17 protein-coding genes are annotated in these 17,304 nt (G+C 72.8%); 4 read left to right on the top strand and 13 right to left on the bottom strand.

Annotation, left to right across the window (positions count from 1 at the left end; all coding sequences use genetic code 11):
* Positions 1-124 precede the first annotated feature (124 nt).
* The 10 genes from ACZ6C6_RS20950 to ACZ6C6_RS20995 all read right to left on the bottom strand — a co-directional run bounded on the left by ACZ6C6_RS20950 (position 125) and on the right by ACZ6C6_RS20995 (position 10,790).
* Positions 125-1,174, bottom strand: coding sequence for a transglycosylase family protein (locus ACZ6C6_RS20950; RefSeq protein WP_469204777.1), 1,050 nt, complete (start codon positions 1,172-1,174; stop codon positions 125-127).
* 106 nt (positions 1,175-1,280) lie between these two features.
* Positions 1,281-2,627 (bottom strand): cytochrome P450 family protein, encoded by a 1,347-nt coding sequence (locus ACZ6C6_RS20955; protein WP_469204778.1) that lies wholly within the window; start codon positions 2,625-2,627, stop codon positions 1,281-1,283.
* Between the two features lie 10 nt (positions 2,628-2,637).
* Positions 2,638-3,612, bottom strand: coding sequence for a nucleoside triphosphate pyrophosphohydrolase (locus tag ACZ6C6_RS20960; RefSeq protein WP_469204779.1), 975 nt, complete (start codon positions 3,610-3,612; stop codon positions 2,638-2,640).
* A 33-nt stretch (positions 3,613-3,645) separates the two neighbouring features.
* Complete coding sequence (locus ACZ6C6_RS20965) at positions 3,646-4,302, bottom strand: SurA N-terminal domain-containing protein (RefSeq protein ID WP_469204780.1); 657 nt, start codon at positions 4,300-4,302, stop codon at positions 3,646-3,648.
* A gap of 131 nt (positions 4,303-4,433) precedes the next feature.
* The gene (locus tag ACZ6C6_RS20970) at positions 4,434-4,835 is read right to left on the bottom strand and encodes a hypothetical protein (protein ID WP_469205019.1); all 402 of its coding nucleotides are present in this window, start codon (positions 4,833-4,835) and stop codon (positions 4,434-4,436) included.
* Between the two features lie 146 nt (positions 4,836-4,981).
* Positions 4,982-5,386: a GtrA family protein gene (locus tag ACZ6C6_RS20975; protein ID WP_469204781.1), complete on the bottom strand. Its 405-nt coding sequence runs from the start codon at positions 5,384-5,386 to the stop codon at positions 4,982-4,984.
* Positions 5,383-6,351: a glycosyltransferase family 2 protein gene (locus ACZ6C6_RS20980; protein WP_469204782.1), complete on the bottom strand. Its 969-nt coding sequence runs from the start codon at positions 6,349-6,351 to the stop codon at positions 5,383-5,385. Before ACZ6C6_RS20980 ends, ACZ6C6_RS20975 begins: the two co-directional genes overlap by 4 nt.
* 88 nt (positions 6,352-6,439) lie before the next feature.
* Positions 6,440-7,972 (bottom strand): protein kinase domain-containing protein, encoded by a 1,533-nt coding sequence (locus ACZ6C6_RS20985; protein ID WP_469204783.1) that lies wholly within the window; start codon positions 7,970-7,972, stop codon positions 6,440-6,442.
* Entirely contained in the window at positions 7,969-8,562 is a 594-nt protein-coding gene (locus ACZ6C6_RS20990) for a hypothetical protein (protein ID WP_469204784.1), read from the bottom strand. The genes ACZ6C6_RS20985 and ACZ6C6_RS20990 overlap by 4 nt, the downstream gene beginning before the upstream one ends.
* A 122-nt stretch (positions 8,563-8,684) precedes the next feature.
* Positions 8,685-10,790, bottom strand: a complete 2,106-nt coding sequence (locus ACZ6C6_RS20995; RefSeq protein ID WP_469204785.1) for an N-6 DNA methylase — start codon at positions 10,788-10,790, stop codon at positions 8,685-8,687.
* 219 nt (positions 10,791-11,009) lie between these two features.
* On the opposite strand from ACZ6C6_RS20995, the gene ACZ6C6_RS21000 reads away from it, so the two are divergent.
* On the top strand, positions 11,010-11,903 hold the full coding sequence (locus ACZ6C6_RS21000; RefSeq protein WP_469204786.1) for a DUF4190 domain-containing protein: 894 nt from the start codon (positions 11,010-11,012) through the stop codon (positions 11,901-11,903).
* Positions 11,904-11,960: 57 nt separating this feature from the next.
* Here ACZ6C6_RS21000 and ACZ6C6_RS21005 read toward each other — a convergent pair whose 3' ends face one another.
* Complete coding sequence (locus ACZ6C6_RS21005; protein WP_469204787.1) at positions 11,961-12,581, bottom strand: TetR/AcrR family transcriptional regulator; 621 nt, start codon at positions 12,579-12,581, stop codon at positions 11,961-11,963.
* Between the two features lie 87 nt (positions 12,582-12,668).
* On the opposite strand from ACZ6C6_RS21005, the gene ACZ6C6_RS21010 reads away from it, so the two are divergent.
* Positions 12,669-13,445 carry an SDR family oxidoreductase gene (locus ACZ6C6_RS21010; RefSeq protein WP_469204788.1) on the top strand — a complete coding sequence of 259 codons (777 nt, stop codon included), beginning with the start codon at positions 12,669-12,671 and terminating at the stop codon, positions 13,443-13,445.
* Positions 13,446-13,501: 56 nt separating this feature from the next.
* Here ACZ6C6_RS21010 and ACZ6C6_RS21015 read toward each other — a convergent pair whose 3' ends face one another.
* Together ACZ6C6_RS21015 and ACZ6C6_RS21020 are read right to left on the bottom strand one after the other, a co-directional pair.
* Positions 13,502-14,257 carry an HNH endonuclease family protein gene (locus ACZ6C6_RS21015; protein ID WP_469205020.1) on the bottom strand — a complete coding sequence of 252 codons (756 nt, stop codon included), beginning with the start codon at positions 14,255-14,257 and terminating at the stop codon, positions 13,502-13,504.
* Positions 14,258-14,407: 150 nt separating this feature from the next.
* Positions 14,408-15,274, bottom strand: a complete 867-nt coding sequence (locus ACZ6C6_RS21020; RefSeq protein WP_469204789.1) for an SCO6745 family protein — start codon at positions 15,272-15,274, stop codon at positions 14,408-14,410.
* A 110-nt stretch (positions 15,275-15,384) separates the two neighbouring features.
* On the opposite strand from ACZ6C6_RS21020, the gene ACZ6C6_RS21025 reads away from it, so the two are divergent.
* Positions 15,385-15,984 carry a TetR/AcrR family transcriptional regulator gene (locus ACZ6C6_RS21025; protein ID WP_469204790.1) on the top strand — a complete coding sequence of 200 codons (600 nt, stop codon included), beginning with the start codon at positions 15,385-15,387 and terminating at the stop codon, positions 15,982-15,984.
* 118 nt (positions 15,985-16,102) lie between these two features.
* Positions 16,103-17,284 carry a GDSL-type esterase/lipase family protein gene (locus tag ACZ6C6_RS21030; protein ID WP_469204791.1) on the top strand — a complete coding sequence of 394 codons (1,182 nt, stop codon included), beginning with the start codon at positions 16,103-16,105 and terminating at the stop codon, positions 17,282-17,284.
* Positions 17,285-17,304: the final 20 nt, after the last annotated feature.

The following is a 17,304-nucleotide window of genomic DNA, read 5'->3' on the forward strand; positions in this document are numbered from 1 at the left end:
AAGGGATGCGGCGGGACCTCCCGGACAAGGGGCGTCAGTTCACGCAAAGAGACCCATGTCTCACTCGGTCAAAAGTGGGACATGGGCCTCTTAAACCACCCAAAGCACAAAGGGCTCTAACGGCTCATCCGGCGCTCGCTGCGGCCCGCTCCGGGGCCGTGTCACCCAGGCCCAGATCGAGGTTCTGGCCGGGCAGGATGAGGTCCGGGTCGGAGCCCACCTCGCCCTTGTTCGCCTCGTACAGCTCGGGCCAGCCGCCGGGCAGGTCCTGCGCGTCGGCGATCGCCCAGAGGTTGTCGCCCGGCCGCACGGTGTACGTGCCGTCGGCCGGCCGCGTGGCGCTGTCGCGCGCGTCGCCGTCACCCCGCGAAGCGTGCCGGCCGGCATCGCGCCCGTCGGCCGCCCGGGCGGCGTCGTCGGCGGCCGGGGCGCCCCGGTGCTTGCCACCCTTCGCCCCCGCGTCGTCCGTCGCACGGGCGGAGGGGTCCGCGGAGGGGTCGGCCGAGGGCGCGGAAGAGGGGTCGGCCGAGGCGGACGGGGTGTCGGACGGAGTGCCCGAGGGGTCGGCGGACGGGGAGGCGTCGGCCTCGGCGCTCCTGCCCGCATGCTTGCCGGAGCTCTTGCCGGCGGCCTTGCCCGTGGTGGCCGCGCCGGACGCCTCGTCCGAGGGGGTGGCCGACGCGTCCGAGGAGGCGTCGTCCACCGGGTCGGTGCCGAGACCGGCGTCGAGGCCCGAGTCGGCGCCCCGCGCGGGCTCGCCCGCGTCCTCGTCGCCCGGGTCCACGTCCGCCGCGCCCGCGGCCTTGGTGAGCCCGGAGATCACCGCACAGCTCGGCCACGCCTTCGGGCCCTTGGCGGCCAGGACCCGCTCGGCCACCGCGATCTGCTGCGAGCGGCTGGCGAGGTCGGCGCGCTCGGCGTAGGCCTCACCGCCGTACGCCTTCCACAGCTCCGGCGTGAACTGGAGGCCGCCGTAGGAGCCGTTGCCGAGGTCGGCGCTCCACATCCCGCCGCTCTCGCAGTCGGCCACCCGGTCCCAGGTCGTCGCGTCCGCGGCGTGTGCGCTTGCCGCGCCGAGCAGCGGGATGGCGATGGCCGAGCCGGTGACGCCTGCGGCGACCACGATCGCGGGTGCCTGACGAGGGCGGCGGTGTCTGCCGTTCGCGGAGCCCATGGGAGATGCCTTCCGTGTGACTGACAAGCGACTGGAGAGTCGAACGGTGAACCTAGCGAAACTCGAACGTGAGTCACAAGTCGATGCAGCAGAGATCACGTGAAAGTCACAGAGTTGACGGAGTGTCACTTTCCTCGGTGCGCGCTCCCGGCGTGAAGTGCACCGGCAGGGTGCGCAGTCCGCGCATGATGAGCCCGCCACGCCACCGCAAATCGCCCGATTCTCCCGCGAGTCGCAGGTCCGGAAGGCGTGTCAGCAGGGTGGCGAGCGCGGCCTGTCCCTCCAGCCGGGCGAGCGGCGCTCCCAGACAGTAATGAATGCCGTGGCCGTAGCCGAGGTGCTGATTGTCACTCCGAGACAGGTCCAGGGTGTCCGGCCCGGCGAACCGCTCGGGGTCCCGGTCGGCCGCCGCGAGCACCACGAGCACCGGATCGCCCTCGGCGACGCGCTGCCCTCCGATGGTCAGCGGCTCGGTGGCGAACCGCCAGGTGGCGAGCTCCACCGGGCCGTCGTAGCGCAGCAGTTCCTCGATGCCGGTGGCCAGCAGTTCGCCGTCACCCGCCGCCAGCGCATGGTGCAGCCGCTCGCGCTCGGCGGGGTGGTTCAGCAGGGTGTGGACGCCGTTCCCGATCAGGTTCACGGTCGTCTCGAAGCCGGCGAAGAGCAGGATGAAGGCCATCGCCGCGGCCTCGTTCTCGGTCAGGTGCTCGCCGTGGTCGCTCGCCCGGATCAGCCCGGAGATGAGGTCGTCGCCCAGGTCCTCGCGCTTGCGGTGAATGAGTTCGAGCAGATACGCCCGCATCTTCTTCACGGACCGGGCGACCCCGCCGCGCGGCCCGCCGCCGTGCCGGATCATCATGCCCGCCCAGTCCCGGAAGTCGTCCTGGTCCTCGCGGGGCACGCCGAGCAGGTCGCAGATCGCGTAGATGGGGAGCGGGAAGGCGAACTCGTGGATCAGGTCGGCCTCCCCCTTCTCCACGAACCCGTCGATGAGCCGGTCCGTCAGCTCCTGCACCCGGGGCGCGAACTGCGCGATGCGCCGGGGCGTGAACGCCTTGGAGACCAGGCGGCGCAGCCGGGTGTGGTCGGGCGGGTCGATGTTGAGCAGGTGCGTCATCAGCTCGGCCTTGCGCTCCCCGGGGATACCGGTCTTCCCCTTGGCGTGCGCGGGCTCTGCGTGGTGCGCCGGGTTCTTGGACAGCCGGGAGTCGGCGAGGGCCTGCCGGGCGTCCGCGTACCGGGTGACCAGCCATGCCTCGACCCCGCTGGGCAGCGTGGTGCGGTGCACGGGGCTGTGCTCGCGCAGCCAGGCGTACGCGGGGTACGGGTCGGTCGCGAACTCCCAGGTGAAGAGCTCGGGCGCGGGCGGTACGGCGGCGGAAGAGGTGTGGGCGGGGCAGCCGGCGGGTACGGAGGCGGCTTCGGCGGGGCGGTCGGCGTGGCTGTCGTTCACTTCCCCGACGTTATCCGGTGCTCTCCGCCGTCCGGATCGCGTCCCGGTACGCGCGTCCCGCGGCGCGCAGCGCGGCCTCCGGGTCGACGCCCTCCTCCTGGGCCTGTACGGCGAGGGCGAGGAGGCGGTAGCCGATGCCGTCGCCCTCGGGGAGCGGCACGTCGAGTCCGGCGGTACGGACCCGGCTCGCGAGCTTGGCGGCGAGCGCCAGGCCGGGCTGGCCGACCGGTACCCCGTCGGTGACCGACGCACGCTGCTTCTCGATCGCCTTGGTGCGCAGCCAGTGCGCGTGGACGTCCTCCGGGGTCTCGGCGGTCTCGTCGCCGAAGACGTGCGGGTGGCGGTGGATCAGCTTCTCGATGAGCGTGCCGGCGACGTCGTCCACGGAGAACGGCTCCTCGCCGCTTCCCGGGATGCCTTCCTCCGCGATGCGCGCGTGGAAGACCACCTGGAGCAGTACGTCCCCCAGTTCCTCGCGCAGTTCGTCGCGGTCGCCGTCCTCGATCGCCTCGACCAGCTCGTACGCCTCCTCGATGGCGTACTTGGCGAGGCCCTCGTGGGTCTTCTGCGAGGTCCACGGGCACTCGACGCGGATGCGGTCCATGACCTGGACGAGGTCGAGGAGCCGGGCGCCCGGCAGGTCGTACGAGCCGGGCAGCAGCTCCAGGTCGGGCATCCGCACCCGTCCGGAGCCGGCCAGCCGGGCCAGGCCGTCGGTGAGCGGCTGCTGGCCCGCGCCGCCGGTGAGGACGACCACGGTCCGGCCGCCCGCGCAGGCGTCCACGAGCTCCTGGGCGTCCGGGACGCCCGGGGTGACGCTGACACCGGCCTCGCGCAGATACGGCAGCTGCGGCTGCTCCGGTTCGCCGCAGCGCACCTCGTCGGCGCCGTGCAGCGTCTGCCAGGCGGGCCAGGACAGCAGTCCGGGTGCGACCCGGTGGCTGGCGGTGAGCAGGACGATGCGGCCGGGGTCTTCAGCGTTCACAGCACCGAATCTACCCCGGCCGTCGCAGAGGGCTCAGGCCCCGGCCTCGGCGGCCGCCTGGGCGGGCTTGGTGACCTGGGAGATCCACGGGGCCTTGTAGTCGGCGAGCTGGATCTGCTGGTTGTCCCAGGTGCCGTAGCGGGGGTTGACGTCGACGTTCAGCGCCTTGGACGCCTTGGTCAGCGCGTCGCCGATGGCCTTGGTGCCCTCGGGCGTGGAGGGGTCGGCGCCCAGGGCCTGGCCGAGCTTCGTGATCTGGATCTGCTCGCGCAGGAAGGCGTCGATCTGGCCCGGGGCGAGCCAGCGCTCCTGGAGGACGGCCTGCTGGAGGCCCTTCTCGCCGCTGTACTGGGCGACGGCAGACTGGCGCATCTGCTGGATCTCCGCGCGGCTCACCGTGACGCCCGCGTCCGCCGCGGCCCGGTCGAGGACGCGGTCGAGGATCAGCCCGTGCAGCTTGGCGCGGGCCAGCTGGCCGGACTGGTCGGTGAGCTGGGCGGACTGCGGGGACGAGCCCTGCGCCTCGCGTACGTCGGCCACCTGCGCCTGCACGGTGGACACCGTGATCCGGTCACCGCCCACCACGGCCGCGGCGCCGGGGTGGGCCTGGCTGCCGCAGGCGGAGAGGAGCGGCGCAGCGGCGAGCAGCGCGGCGGAGACGGTGAGCGCGGTGCGACGGCGGCGGTGCAAAGGAGCCTCCCGAGGAGATTGTGCGGCGGTGCACAAAGCCTTGCGATGATCGATGTTAGGGAGTGGAACCGGTCCGGGCCACTGATTCGACCAACGATTCGGGAGGAGTTGGGGATGCGGGCCGCCGGGGCTCAGGCGGTGACTCCCGCTTCGGGGACGAGTCCGGCCACGACGTCCAGGCTGTTGTTCCTGACCAGAGCGGGGAAGAAGATGCGCAGCGCGCTGCCCGTGGACTCGTCGACCAGGTCGAAGGACTTCTTCAGCACCCGGTTCTTGATCCCGGAGCGCTTGAGGCCCTGGAGCGGGAACGTGGCCAGGTGCCGGTCCGGCTTGGCGAAGGCGGGGTTGGCGACGAAGAGGAAGAGCCGCTCGTGGCTGGCCGCGAGGTAGATCGGCTGGGGGGAGGCCGCCGCGATCATCGTCCCGCCGCTCAGTACCGCCGCGGCGACGCCCATCGCCAGGTTCCGCTTGACCGATATCTCGCTCAGGTTCACCAGGGACATCGCCACGACCTGCTCCCCGGGCTCCAGCATCGGCGTCACGGCCTTCAGCAGAGCCCGGCTTCTTCTTCCGTTCACAACACCCCTAGGTGACTCGTGCGATTCGAGCGGCGGACGGGTGGTCCGTGCGCGCGCAGGGGACATTGTGACCTACCCGCCCCGGCTTCCCGACCGCCGTCTCAGCGCACCGGTTCCGGCCGCTTCCGGGGCGGGGCGTCCGGCCGCAGCATGATCGTGCGCGAGACCACGAACGTGATGGGGATGGCGGCCGCGGCGGCCACCAGTGGGGCGTAGCGGTCGCTGAATCCGGCCAGGCCGACCAGGAGGTAGACGCCCCCGGTGGTGATGACGAAGTTCGCCGCGTTGGTGAGCGGGAAGAGCAGGAACTTCCGCCAGGTGGGCCGGGTGCGGTAGGTGAAGTACGAGTTCAGGAAGAACGACCCGGTCATGCTGAGCACGAAGGCGAGCACGTGGGCGGCGATGTACGGCAGCCCGTGCAGCAGAAGCAGGTAGAGCCCGTAGTACGTGCCGGTGTTCACGGCGCCCACGACGGCGAAGCGTGCCATTTGCGCGGTGACCGTCATCGGCGTACGAACTCCCGGGGTTCCGGCTCGGCGGGGGCTGCGCCGGTCCGGGTGTTGGTCGCCTTGACCAGGAAGTGCGGGCGGCGTTTGACCTCGTAGTAGATGCGCCCGACGTATTCGCCGACGACCCCGGCGAGCACCATTTGGACGCCGGCGAGCGCGGTGACCACGACGATCAGGGTGACGTAGCCGGGGGTGTCGACGCCCCGCACGAGGGCGACGCCGACGATCCAGGCGGCGTAGGCGAGGGCGACGGAGGTGAGGAGCAGGCCAAGGTAGAGGGCGGCGCGCAGGGGCTTGTTGTTGAAGGAGAGCAGCCCGTCCAGGCCGTAGTTGAGGAGCTTGCCGAAGGTCCAGGCGGAGCGGCCCTGTTCCCGTACGGCGTTCTCGTAGCTGAACGTCGTGGTGGGGAAGCCGACCCAGGCGAAGAGGCCCTTGGAGAAACGGTTGTACTCGGTGAGCGAGAGCACGGCGTCGGCCGCGCGGCGGGACAGGAGCCGGAAGTCCCCGACGCCGTCGACCAGTTCGACGTCCACGAGACGGTTGATCAGCCAGTAGTAGGCGCGTGCGGTGAGGGTGCGGGTGACGCGGTCGCCGGCGCGGGTGCGGCGGGCGATGACCTGGTCGTAGCCCCGGGTGTGCTCCTGGAGCATGCGGCCGACCAGCTCCGGCGGGTGCTGGAGGTCGGCGTCCATCAGGACGACGGCGTCGCCCTCGGCGTGCTGGAGGCCGGCCAGCATGGCGGCCTCCTTGCCGAAGTTGCGGCTGAAGGAGACGTACCGGACGCGCGGGTCGGCGGTGGACAGCTCCTGGATGAGGGGCAGGGTCCGGTCGGCGCTTCCGTCGTCGATGTACACGACTTCGAACGCGTGCCCGAGGCGGGACATTTCGTCCGTGACGCGTTCATGGAAGCGTTCGAGGATCTCCTCCTCGTTGAAACAAGGCACCACCAGCGAGATCAGCACTCATGTACATCAACCGGTCAATGTGTCGCCCTCCGGAGCCCGGTGTGACCGGTGGGCGGCCATCGGGTGAACGACCCGTCCCGGGGCCTCAGCCGCCCCGAACCTCCATCTGGCGTTCCAGCTGCCGGCGCAGCTCGACGGGCAGCGGGTGGTGCGGGCCGTAGGCGCGTTCGGTGTCGTACAGCAGGGACTGGAGCTGGGCGCGCGCGTTCGCGTGGTCGCCGAGGGCGAGCAGCAGCTGGCCGATGCGGTGCCGGATCTCGTACGAGCGCGCCGGGTCGTTGCCGGTGGCGTACTGGTTCTCGTAGTACGGCAGCACGGCGCGGTACTCCGCGAGCGCGGCGGCGGGTTCGCCGAGTTGTTCCAGGCACTGGGCGACGTCGCAGCGGTGGCCGAGGACCTGCGGGTCGGCGGGGCCCGTCTCGGCGGCCCGGTCGTCGGCGAGGCGGCGCAGCTCGGGCAGGGCGCGGCGGTACTGGCCGTCGTCCATCAGGGTCGCCGCGTACTGCTTGCGCAGGATGCGGACGACCGGGGAGCCGGGCCCGTGCTGTTCGGCGGCGACCGGGAGGAGCCCGCCGAGCATGTCCACGGCCTGGGTGATGCGGCCCTCGCCGAGGAGCCGCTTGACCTCGTCCACGGCGGCGGCGACGTCCGTCCGGGCGGGCGGGGTGGCGGGCATGGCCGGCGGCGGGACGGTGGCGCGGTCGGGCCAGGGGGCGTGCGGGCGCAGGAACGGGCGGGTGGGGTCGAGCGGCCCGGCGGGTGGCCGTGAGCCGCGCGCGGGCAGCAGCGGGGCGAGGTGCTCGTACACCTCCTGGGCGCTGCCCGGGCGGTGCTGCGGGTCCTTGGCGAGCAGCCGCAGCACGAGTGCTTCCAGCGCCTCGGGGATGTCGGGCCGGATCCGGCGGACCGGCAGCGGCGGTTCGTACAGGTGCCGGTGCAGCACGCCGAGGGCGGTGGACCCGGCGAACGGCACGTCGCCGCTGAGCAGTTCGTGCAGCAGGACACCGAGGGCGTAGAGGTCGGTGTACGGGCCGACGGCGCCGCCCATGGCCTGCTCGGGGGCCATGTAGGCCGGGGAGCCGATGGGCGAGCCGGTGTGCGTGAGGCGGGTGGTGTCGCTGTCGAGGACGGACGCGACCCCGAGGTCGAGGACGAGGACGGTGCCGTCCGGACGGACCATCACGTTGCGGGGCTTGAGGTCGCGGTGGACGATCGGCACGGCGTGCACGGCGCTGAGGACGGCGCAGAGCTGCGCGGCCACCGCGACGGCCCAGGGCCAGGGGTAGGGGTCGTGTTCGGCGAGGTGGTCGCCGAGGTCGGCGCCCTCCACGTACTGCATGACGAGGAACAGGTCGTCGCCGTCGCTGCCCGCGTCGTGCACGGTGACCAGGCCCGGGTGGTCCACCTGCGCGGTGACCCGGCACTCGCGGACGAAGCGGCGGCGCAGCTCGTCGGCGGCCTCGCTGCCGATGGGCCCGGTGACCCGGTCGGGGCGCAGCAGCTTGACCGCGACCCGGCGGTCGAGGCGCTGGTCGTAGGCCGTCCAGACCTGGCCCATGCCGCCCTGGCCGAGGATCGTCGCCAGCTCGTACCGCCCGCCGATGAGGCGACCGTTCACCGGCCCTCCTCCTTGCGGAGGTAGTCGCTCAGCTCGTCCAGCTCGGCGCGGACCTGGTCGATGCGCTGGGGCGGGGCGGGGCGGGCGTCCTCGGGCTGGGGGCAGCGCGTGAGGGGAAGCTGGTGGGGCTGCTGCTGACCGGGGTGCGGCGGGTAGGGCTGCGGCTGGCCGTACGGCGGTGTGGGCACGGTCGTCACGTACGCGTAGCCGGGCCCCTGGTGCGGGAGTCCGGCGCCCTTCCCGGCCGGGCGCGCGTAGAAACGTACGTCGGCGACGAGGTAGTGCACACAGACGGCCGCGAGGGCCAGGAGCTGCAGCGCTATGAGCGCGTTGTCGAGGGCGTCCGCCTCCACGTCCGACTCGTTCCTGCCGAGCACGGCGATCGCCACACAGCTGAACACGAAGCCGGCGCCGGCCGTCCACCAGTCGAGGGCACGGCGGCGGACGAACGCGAGCCTGAGCAGCGGTGCCCACAGCAGAAAGCCCAAGGAGCAGACCGCGAGCAGGGTGAACAGCACCCGCATGGAGACGATCCAGGCCCTGCCGGGGACCCGGCGCGGCGCCGTGGGCGGAAGACCCGGGGCGTACATGGCTGCTCCTGGAGTGCCTGGTCGTGAAACGTCCGCGCGCACACGGGCGTGCGTGCGGATTCGAGCGTAAGGGGCGACACCGACAGAGGGCCCGGGGTTGTACGGAACCGTTGTGGTTCCGGTCACTCCGGCGTGACCGTACCGTCCGTCAGGCCGTCGTACAGGCCCTGGACGAGCTGTCCGCCGAGGCGGCCGGCGAGCCGCAGCGCGTCCTCGAACGCGGCGAGCGCGCGGAACCGTTCGCCGTAGCGCCGCTGCTCCGCCAGGGGCAGGCGCGGCAGTTGGAGGCGGCGGGCGTCGAGCCGCGTCGCGGTGGACGCGTGGCTGCTGGCCTGCCGGTTGTTGGTGGTGCCGCGCAGGAACCCGGCGAGGAACCAGGGGTCGAGCACGGCCGGGTCGGGGCGCAGCAGCTGGAGGTTGCGTCCGAGCGCGGCGCCCGCGGTCGCCTCGTCCACGACCCGGACGACGGTGACGCCGCCGAGCACAGGCACGACCACGTCGCCCGCCTCGACCAGGACGGGTTCCTCGGGGGTGCCGCCCGCGGCCGGGGTGCCGGAGGGCGGGGTGGAGCCGAGAACGTCGTGTTCCGTGAGGACGGGTCCGGTCCCGGTGCCCGCGCCGCCGTGGCGGAGCTGGAGGGCGCCGGCCCGGGCGAGTTCGCCGATGGTGGTGGTCGGTCGGTGCGCGGGTGCGACCGGGGCGGGGGGCGGCGGGGTGAGGCTCGCGGCGAGGCCCAGGGTCGTGGTCAGCCGCTCCCGTACGCCGACGAGCTCGGCGGGTCCGCCGGTGGCGGCGGGGGACGGGAGGTGGCGGGCGGGGGCGAGGTCGACGTCGTCGTCGAGGAGTTCGATGACGGGGACGGTGCGGGAGGCGGCGGCGCGCGGTGCCGCGGGCTGCGGCCGCTGTCCCTCGTACGCGTGCCAGGCGGCGAGTACGGCGTGGCGCAGGGCCGGCCAGTCGAGGCGGTCCCGGCCGCCGCCGTTGGTCTGCTCGGCGGGCTCCGCGGTGTCGATCAGCAGCAGTTCGGGCGTGGGCTGCGGCTCGGCGCCGGGCCTGCGGAGCACCCACAGGTGGAGCGGGACACCGTAGGGGGGTGCGGCGCCGGCCGGGAGCGCGATGACGGCACGCAGGGCGCCCCGGCGCAGGAGGTCGGCGCGGACGCGGCGGCCGGAGCGGCGGGAGGCGGCGGCGGGCGGCATCAGGAGAACGGCGGTGCCGCCGTCGCGCAGCCGGGCCAGCGCGTGCTGCACCCAGGCGAGTTCGGACTCGGTGCGGGCGGGGAAGCCGTACTCCCAGCGGGGGTCGTAGGCCAGTTCGTCGTGGCCCCAGTTGCGCTCGTTGAACGGCGGGTGGCAGAGCACCGCGTCGGCGGCCAGGTCCGGGAAGGCGTCGGCGCGCAGGGAGTCCCCGGTGCGTACGTCGAGCGTGCGGTCCGTGGGGGCGGTGCGCGGGGTGCCCCCGGTGCGCGGGGTGCCCCCGGTGCGCAGGGCGAGGCGGAGCGCGGTGACGGCGGCGAGGCCGGGGTCGCTCTCCTGGGCGTACAGCCCGGCCTGCCCGGCAGCGGTGAGCAGGGCGCCGGTGCCCGCTGCCGGGTCGAGCACCGTGCGCGCGTCCGGTCCGCCGGTGCCGGCCAGCTCCGCCATCAGCTCGGCGAGACCGGGCGGGGTCAGCGTGTACTGGCGCGGGTTGGCGTCGAGCTGACGGCCGAGCAGGAACTCGTACGCCTCCCGGACGCCGGTCTCCGCGGCCAGCTCGGCGGCGCCGCGCAGGAGCGGCACGGACGGCAGCAGCTCGGCGCGGTCCGGGGTGCGGACGGCGCGCCCGTTCCCGGCGGGCCCGAAGCGGTCGGCGAGGGCGTCGTCCAGTGCGAGGGAGAGCACCCCGGCCATCCGCTCGTCGGACACGCCGGTGATCTCCCGCCAGGCGGCGGGGCTGCGGTTCACCAGGAGCAGGGCGCAGCCGGTGTGGACGAGGGCGGTGACGGGGCCCGCCGGGTGGCCGGCCAGCTGCTGCCAGACGCGTTCGCGGAGGGGGACCTCGACCAGCTTGCCCTGGTCGCGCAGCCACCGCTCGACCTCGGGCAGGGCGAAGGACGGGCTGGTCTCGGTGCCGCCCACGGGCTGGGGGAAGTCGGCGTGCCTGCGGCGCCAGTTGCTGACGGCGGCGCGTCCCACGCCCGCCAGGCGGGCGATCCCGGCGGCGGTCACCTCTGTCGCGTTCTCCGGCACTTGCTGTCTCCCTGTGCTGTACCGCTGGCGGGTCCGGGGCGAGCATACCGACCCGTACACAGCAGCGCACTCGCCATCGATTCACACCGTGCATGAACCCGTTTCTCGTGAACCGTGTTGACTCGGTTCACAGATGATGCTGTGATTGACCCGTCGCCGAACGAGCGGCGCAGGTGGATCCGCTCACCAGTCATCCCGTACTTGCCGAAGGGCACAGCCATGTCCCAGTTCACGCAGCCGCCGCAGTCCCCGCAGCCCGCGCACCCCCAGCCGCAGCAGCCGTACGGCCCCGCCCACGCCCCCGGCCTGCGCCCCGCTCGCAACGGGCTGGGCATCGCCGCCCTGATCCTCGGGCTCATCGGCGCGGTGTCCGGCCTCATCCCGTTCCTCTTCTGGCTGGCCGGCATCCTCGGGACGATCGCGCTGATCCTGGGGCTCGTCGGCCGCGGCCGCGCCAAGAGGGGCGAGGCGACGAACAAGAACATGGCCACGTTCGGCACGGTCCTCGCGCTGATCGCGCTGATCATGTCGGTGGTCGGTGCGGTGATCACCTTCAAGGCGGTGGACGACGCGGTGGACGACCTGAACGCGGCGGTGTCGGACACCAAGGCGTCCGCGAAGGCGAAGGCGGACGGGGACGCCGGCAAGGGCGAGGAGAAGGGGAAGCCCGGCGGCGACAAGGCCGGCAGCGACAAGGCCGGCAAGGAGGAGAAGCCCACCGGCGAGGCACTGGAGGCCGGTGACGCGATCGTCTACGACGACGACCTCACGGTCACGGTCGGCGACGCGACGAAGTACTCCCCCGGCGAGTTCGCGGCCGGTCACACCAAGGGCAACAAGGCGTACCAGGTGGCCGTCGTGATCGAGAACGCGGGCAAGGAGAAGTTCGACTCCGCGCTGGTCACCGTCGAGGGCCGGGCCGGGAAGGACGGGGTGGACGCGGAGCAGATCTTCGACGACAAGGTCGGCTCCGGCTTCACGGGCACGATCCTGCCGGGCAAGAAGGTCACGGTCCTCTACGCGTTCGACGCACCGGCCGACGCGAAGAACCTCACCGTGGAGGTCGGCCCGAGCTTCACGTACGAGTCGACGCAGTGGGACCTGAAGCTCTGACCCGCGCGGCGCGCCGCACTCGTGGAACCCGCCCCCCAGGGGCGGGCTTTCCGCGTCTCAGCCCTCGCGCTCCCCCGGCCAGGCTCCCAGCGCCACTTCGGCGATCTCGGCCAGTTCCTCCGGGCCCGCCCCGTCGCAGGAGCGCTGCGACATGCCCTGGACGACAGTCGCGAAGTACCCGGCGAGCGCCCGGGGGTTCACCCGCTCCGGCAGTTCGCCCGCGCGCTGCGCGTCCCGCAGCCGCGCCTCCCAGACCGTGACATTGGAATTGCGCACCCCTCTCAGCCGGTCTGCCACCCCGGCGTCCTGCGGGGTGACGTTCGTTGCCGCCGTGATCACCATGCAGCCCGCCGGGTGCGAGGGGTCCGCGTAGATCCGGGCGGCATCCCGCAGGAGGCGCGCGAACGCGCGGTAGGCCGTGGGCTCCTGCTCCAGGGCGTCGCGCATGAAGGTCCCGACGGGTGTCGTCCCGTACGCGGCGACCGCCTCCTCGAAGAGGGACCGCTTGTCGCCGAACGCGGCGTAGAGGCTCGCGGGCCGGATGCCCATCGCCTCCGTCAGCTCACCGATCGAGGTCGCCCCGTAACCACGCTCCCAGAACAGCCGGACGGCAGCCGCGAGCGCGGCGTCCCGGTCGAAGGAGCGCGGCCGTCCGCGCGCCGCACCTGTCTCACCCATGCCTCACATTCTAGAGCGCCCACTCAAGAACTCGTGCTACGTTCTTTCTGGAACGATCACTCAACAAATGGCTGAGGGGTAACAGGCATGTCCGCACACACACTTGAGGGCAAGGTCGCGCTGGTCACCGGGGGCAGCCGGGGCATCGGCCGGGGCATCGCGGAACGGCTGGGCCGCGAGGGCGCCGTCGTCGCCGTCGCCTACGCCCGGGACGCGGCGGCGGCCGGCGAGGTCGTGGAGGTCATCCGGAAGAACGGCGGCTCGGCGTTCGCCCTGCGCGCCGAACTGGGCGCCCACGGGGACGCGGCCGCGCTGTGGGAGGCGTTCGACGAGCGGATCACCGCGCACGCGCCCGGCGGCGGCGGCGTGGACATTATCGTGAACAACGCGGGCGCCGGGCTCTACTCCGAGCTGTCCTCGCTCACCGAGGAGGCGTTCGACGCGGTCTTCGCCGTCAATGTGCGGGCGCCGTTCTTCATCGTCCGCCACGGGCTCGGCCGGCTGCGCGACGGCGGCCGGGTCATCAACATCTCCAGCGGCGCGGCCAGGATCGCGATGCCGAACATCATCGCCTACAGCGCGACGAAGGGCGCTCTGGACAACTTCACGCTGACCCTCGCCAAGGAGCTGGGCCCCCGCGGCATCACGGTCAACTCGGTGGCCCCCGGCATCATCGACACCGACATCAACGCGGACTGGCTGCGGGGCGACGCCGAGGCGGAGAAGGGCGCCGCGTCACTGGCCGCGCTGGGCCGGGTCGGACAGCCGCGCGACGTCGCGGACATCGTGGCGTTCCTCGCCTCGGACGACTCCCGCTGGGTGACGGGCACGGTGATCGACGCGACGGGGGGCTCGGGGCTCTGAGGGGGCACCCGGAGGGCGGCGGACCGGACCCGCCGCCCCTCGTGACCACCGCAGCGTCAGCCGCCGCACTGCTCCAGCATCATGTCCTTGTCCGCGCTCGTCACCGGCAGCGCGTACTTCAGCGAGACCTGCGCGAAGCGGAGCGCGTACGCGCAGCGGATCGGCTTGTACGGCGGCAGCCAGGTCGCGGGGCCCGCGTCGCGTTTGGCGTTGTTGGCCGGGCCGTCGACGGGGATGAGGTTGAGCGGGTCGTTGGCGATCTGCTGGCGCTTGGCCTCGTTCCAGTGGGCGGCGCCCATCTGCCAGTCGTACGACAGCGGCATGACGTGGTCGATCTGGACCTTGGTCGCCTGCTGCTTGCGCCACTCGATGGTCTTGCCCGTGTACGGGTCCTTGAGCGTCATGGAGACGACCACGCACTTCGAACCGGAGCGCAGCTCGACGTCCTTGCCGTCCCGGGCGAGCAGGTCGTTGCGGGTGTCGCAGCCGTTGTGGGACAGGGGTACGCCGTCCACCGAGTCCTTCCACGCGTACCCGAACTTGTCCCGCTCGTAACCGGTCTTGGGGCCGCGGCCCTTGGTGGCGACCGTCTCGATGATCTTCCGTGCCGCCGCGCGGTCCTTGTCGGAGGTGAGGGGCGCGAGGCCGGGCTTCGTACCGTCGTCGTTGGTCAGCGGGCTGGCGCCGAAGCCGGTGGCGGACTGGCCGCCGCCGTCCGCGCCGCCACCGGAGGCGTCGATGTCCGAGGGGAGTTGATCGGGGTCGCAGCCGCTCAGCGCCAGCACGGCCGCGGCGGCCAGGGCGGGGACCATCACTCGACACACGCGGGGAGATATCACTCGTAGCCGTCCTGACGGTGAGAAAGCCGAACCAACCAGGGAATTCTACGAATGCCTTCCCCGCGAGGAGGATTTCATGGCCGTGCCCCGTTCCCGTGTGCGGGCCGGATCACACCTCGCCCCTCACACCTTCCCGATCCCCAGCGTGTTCTCGGACGGCAGCAGTCCCGACCCGATCGCCGCCACCCACAGCGGCCCCAGCAGTTCTACCAGCCGTTCCCGCTCCGCGTCCGCGAGCACCCGCCACGGCCCCGCCGCCGCCTCGTCCGTACGCCGCTCGACCTCGGCCCGCAGCGCCCGGCCCGCCTCGGTCGCCGTGCCGTCGGCGCCCACCAGGCCCCGCTTCTCCAGCCGGTCGAGCGCCGCCCGCCACTCACCCTCGTCCCAGCCCCGGCTGCCGAAGACCTCGGGCCGGGCCGCCCCTATCGCCGCGAAGGAGACCAGCGACTCGACGGGATCCAGCTCCGCCTGCGCGAGGGCCGCGAGGTGGCCGTCGCCCCGGTGTTCGCGCAGGACGGTCGCCGCGTGCCACAGGGCGAGGTGGGGAGCGTCGGGCCAGGGCAGCGCGGCGTTCGCCGCGGCGAGCGGCCGGCCCGCCGTGTCGGCGGCTTCCACCACGCGCCGCAGCAGAACGGCGGCCTCGGCCGTGCCCGGCGCGGCGGCCTCGGCCCCCAGAAGCGCCCGGTACGCACGGTCCACGGCCCGGCCGCGCGCCGCGAGCACCGCGTCCGGCGAGGCGACCGACCAGACGGCGGGGACGTGCGCGCCGACCATACGCGGGCTGAAGCTGTGGAACGTCTCGGCGACCCGGTCCGCCCCCGCCGCACCCAGCGGCGCCGCGCGCCAGGCGAAGTAGCTCGGCCACCTCTCGTCGACGGCGTACCCGAGGGCCGCGGCCTCCTCGAACGCCTCCGGCGCGTAGTAGAGGACGGCATGCACGGGCTCCAGCAGATGCCACAGCTGCCGTACGCGACCCAGTTCCTCGGACATGTCCACACCTTCCGCCACGCACCGGCCACCATCTAGCCACTGCCTAGATCCCAAGAGTGCGCGCCCTCCGCGAACTTGTCAACGACTAGATCCCGCGTAGCCTGCTGTCCATGACCAGCGACCGCGCCTACCACCACGGCGACCTGCGGCGAGCCGTTCTCACCGCCGCCCTCGACGTCATCCGCACCGAAGGCCCCGCCGCGCTCAGCCTGCGCGACCTGGCGCGCCGGGCCGGCGTCTCCCACGCCGCCCCGGCCCACCACTTCAAGGACCGCACGGGCCTGCTCACCGCGATCGCCGCCGAGGGCTACGGCCTGTTCGCGGACGCCCTGGCAGCGGCCCCGGACCTACGGGAACGGGGCGTGGCGTACGTACGGTTCGCGAGGACGCATCCGGCGCACTTCCAGGTGATGTTCCAGCCGGACCTGTACCGCGCGGACGACCCGGACCTCCTCGCCGCGAAGGCCCGGGCCACGGCGGAACTCCGCGCGGGCGTCGCCACCCTGAGCCCCACCGACGACTCCCGCCTCACGGGCATCGCCGCCTGGTCCCTCGCCCACGGCTTCGCCACGCTCCTGCTGAGCGGCAACCTGACGGACGCGGTGGGCGACCGCGACCCGGAGGAGGCCTTCCGCCTCGTCGGCGGATTGGTGTTCACGCCGGGTGAGGCATCCGCGCGAGGTGACTCCCACACTTCGCCGAAAACGTGACCGGTCCCGACCCCTTCTGTCGCTCTCGGTCCATAACTCACCGCCCCAACTGGTCCATTCGGCTGCAAACAGGCGACCGCACTTCACCTCCCACCGCCCCGCTGCCGACAACCAACGCATGATCATTTCTCCCTCACGACGTTCCAGGACCCTCGCCGCCGCAGCCGCCACCGTGTGTGCGCTCGCGGTCTCGGGCGCGCTGCCCGCCTCCGCCTCCGGCTCCCGTGCGGAGCCGGCCGCCGCCGAGGCGCCTTTGCTGGTGTCCGTGGGCGACAGCTTCATCTCCGGTGAGGCCGGGCGCTGGTCCGGCAACAGCAACGTGAGCGCCAACGGTCACTCCGGCACCGACCGGGCCTGGGACCCGGCGACCGGCAAGTCCGACCCGTACCGGGTGTACGGGTCGTCCTACGACAGCGGCTGCAACCGCTCCGACGTGGCCGAGGTCCAGTCCGTCACGCTCGACGTCAGCCGCCTCAACCTCGCCTGTTCGGGGGCGACGTCGAAGGCGGTGCTCCTCCCGGAGAACGGCGGCGTGCCGTTCAAGGGCGAGCGCTCGCAGGCCAGGGAGCTGGAGGACGTGGCGGCCGGCCGGGCCGTGCGCGCGGTCGTCGTGTCGATCGGCGGCAACGACCTCGGCTTCTCCGACATCATCACCGGCTGCGCGACCGAGTTCGTCAAGCCCTTCGGCGGCGACCCGTGCGCACCGGACGCGGCCGAGCAGGTCGCCCAGCGGCTGCCCGGCGTGCGGCAGGCGGCCGTGAACACCCTCGCCGACGTGCGGACCGCGCTCGACCGGGCTGGCCACCCGGCCGGTTCGTACCGGCTGATCCTCCAGTCCTACCCGTCCCCGCTCCCGGACGCCGGCCGCATCCGCTACCCCGGCGAGAAGTACGACCGGCTCAAGTCCGGCGGCTGCCCCTTCTTCGACAAGGACCTCACCTGGGCGCACGACGAGCTGGTCCCGGAGATCAGCTCGGTCCTGGCGGACGCGGCCGACGAGGGCGGCGCGGAGTTCCTGGACCTGTCCCGGTCGTTCGAGGGCCGCGAGGTGTGCTCGACCAGCACCCGGCAGGCCGACGCCACCCACTCCCCCGCCGGTGACACCAGCGAGTGGGTCCGCTTCGTGACCTCCGGCCTCGGGCAGGGCCAGAAGCAGGAGTCCCTGCACCCCAACCGCTACGGCCAGCAGGCCCTCGGCACCTGCCTGACCCTTCAGCTGGAGCAGCCCTCGGGCGACCGCAGCTGCACCAACACCGCCGGCCAGGGCCCCGCCGCGATGCGGCTGAGCTCCATCGGCTGACACCTTCGCCGGAACGGGAG

It is taken from the genome of Streptomyces sp. NPDC041814 (genome assembly GCF_055590565.1).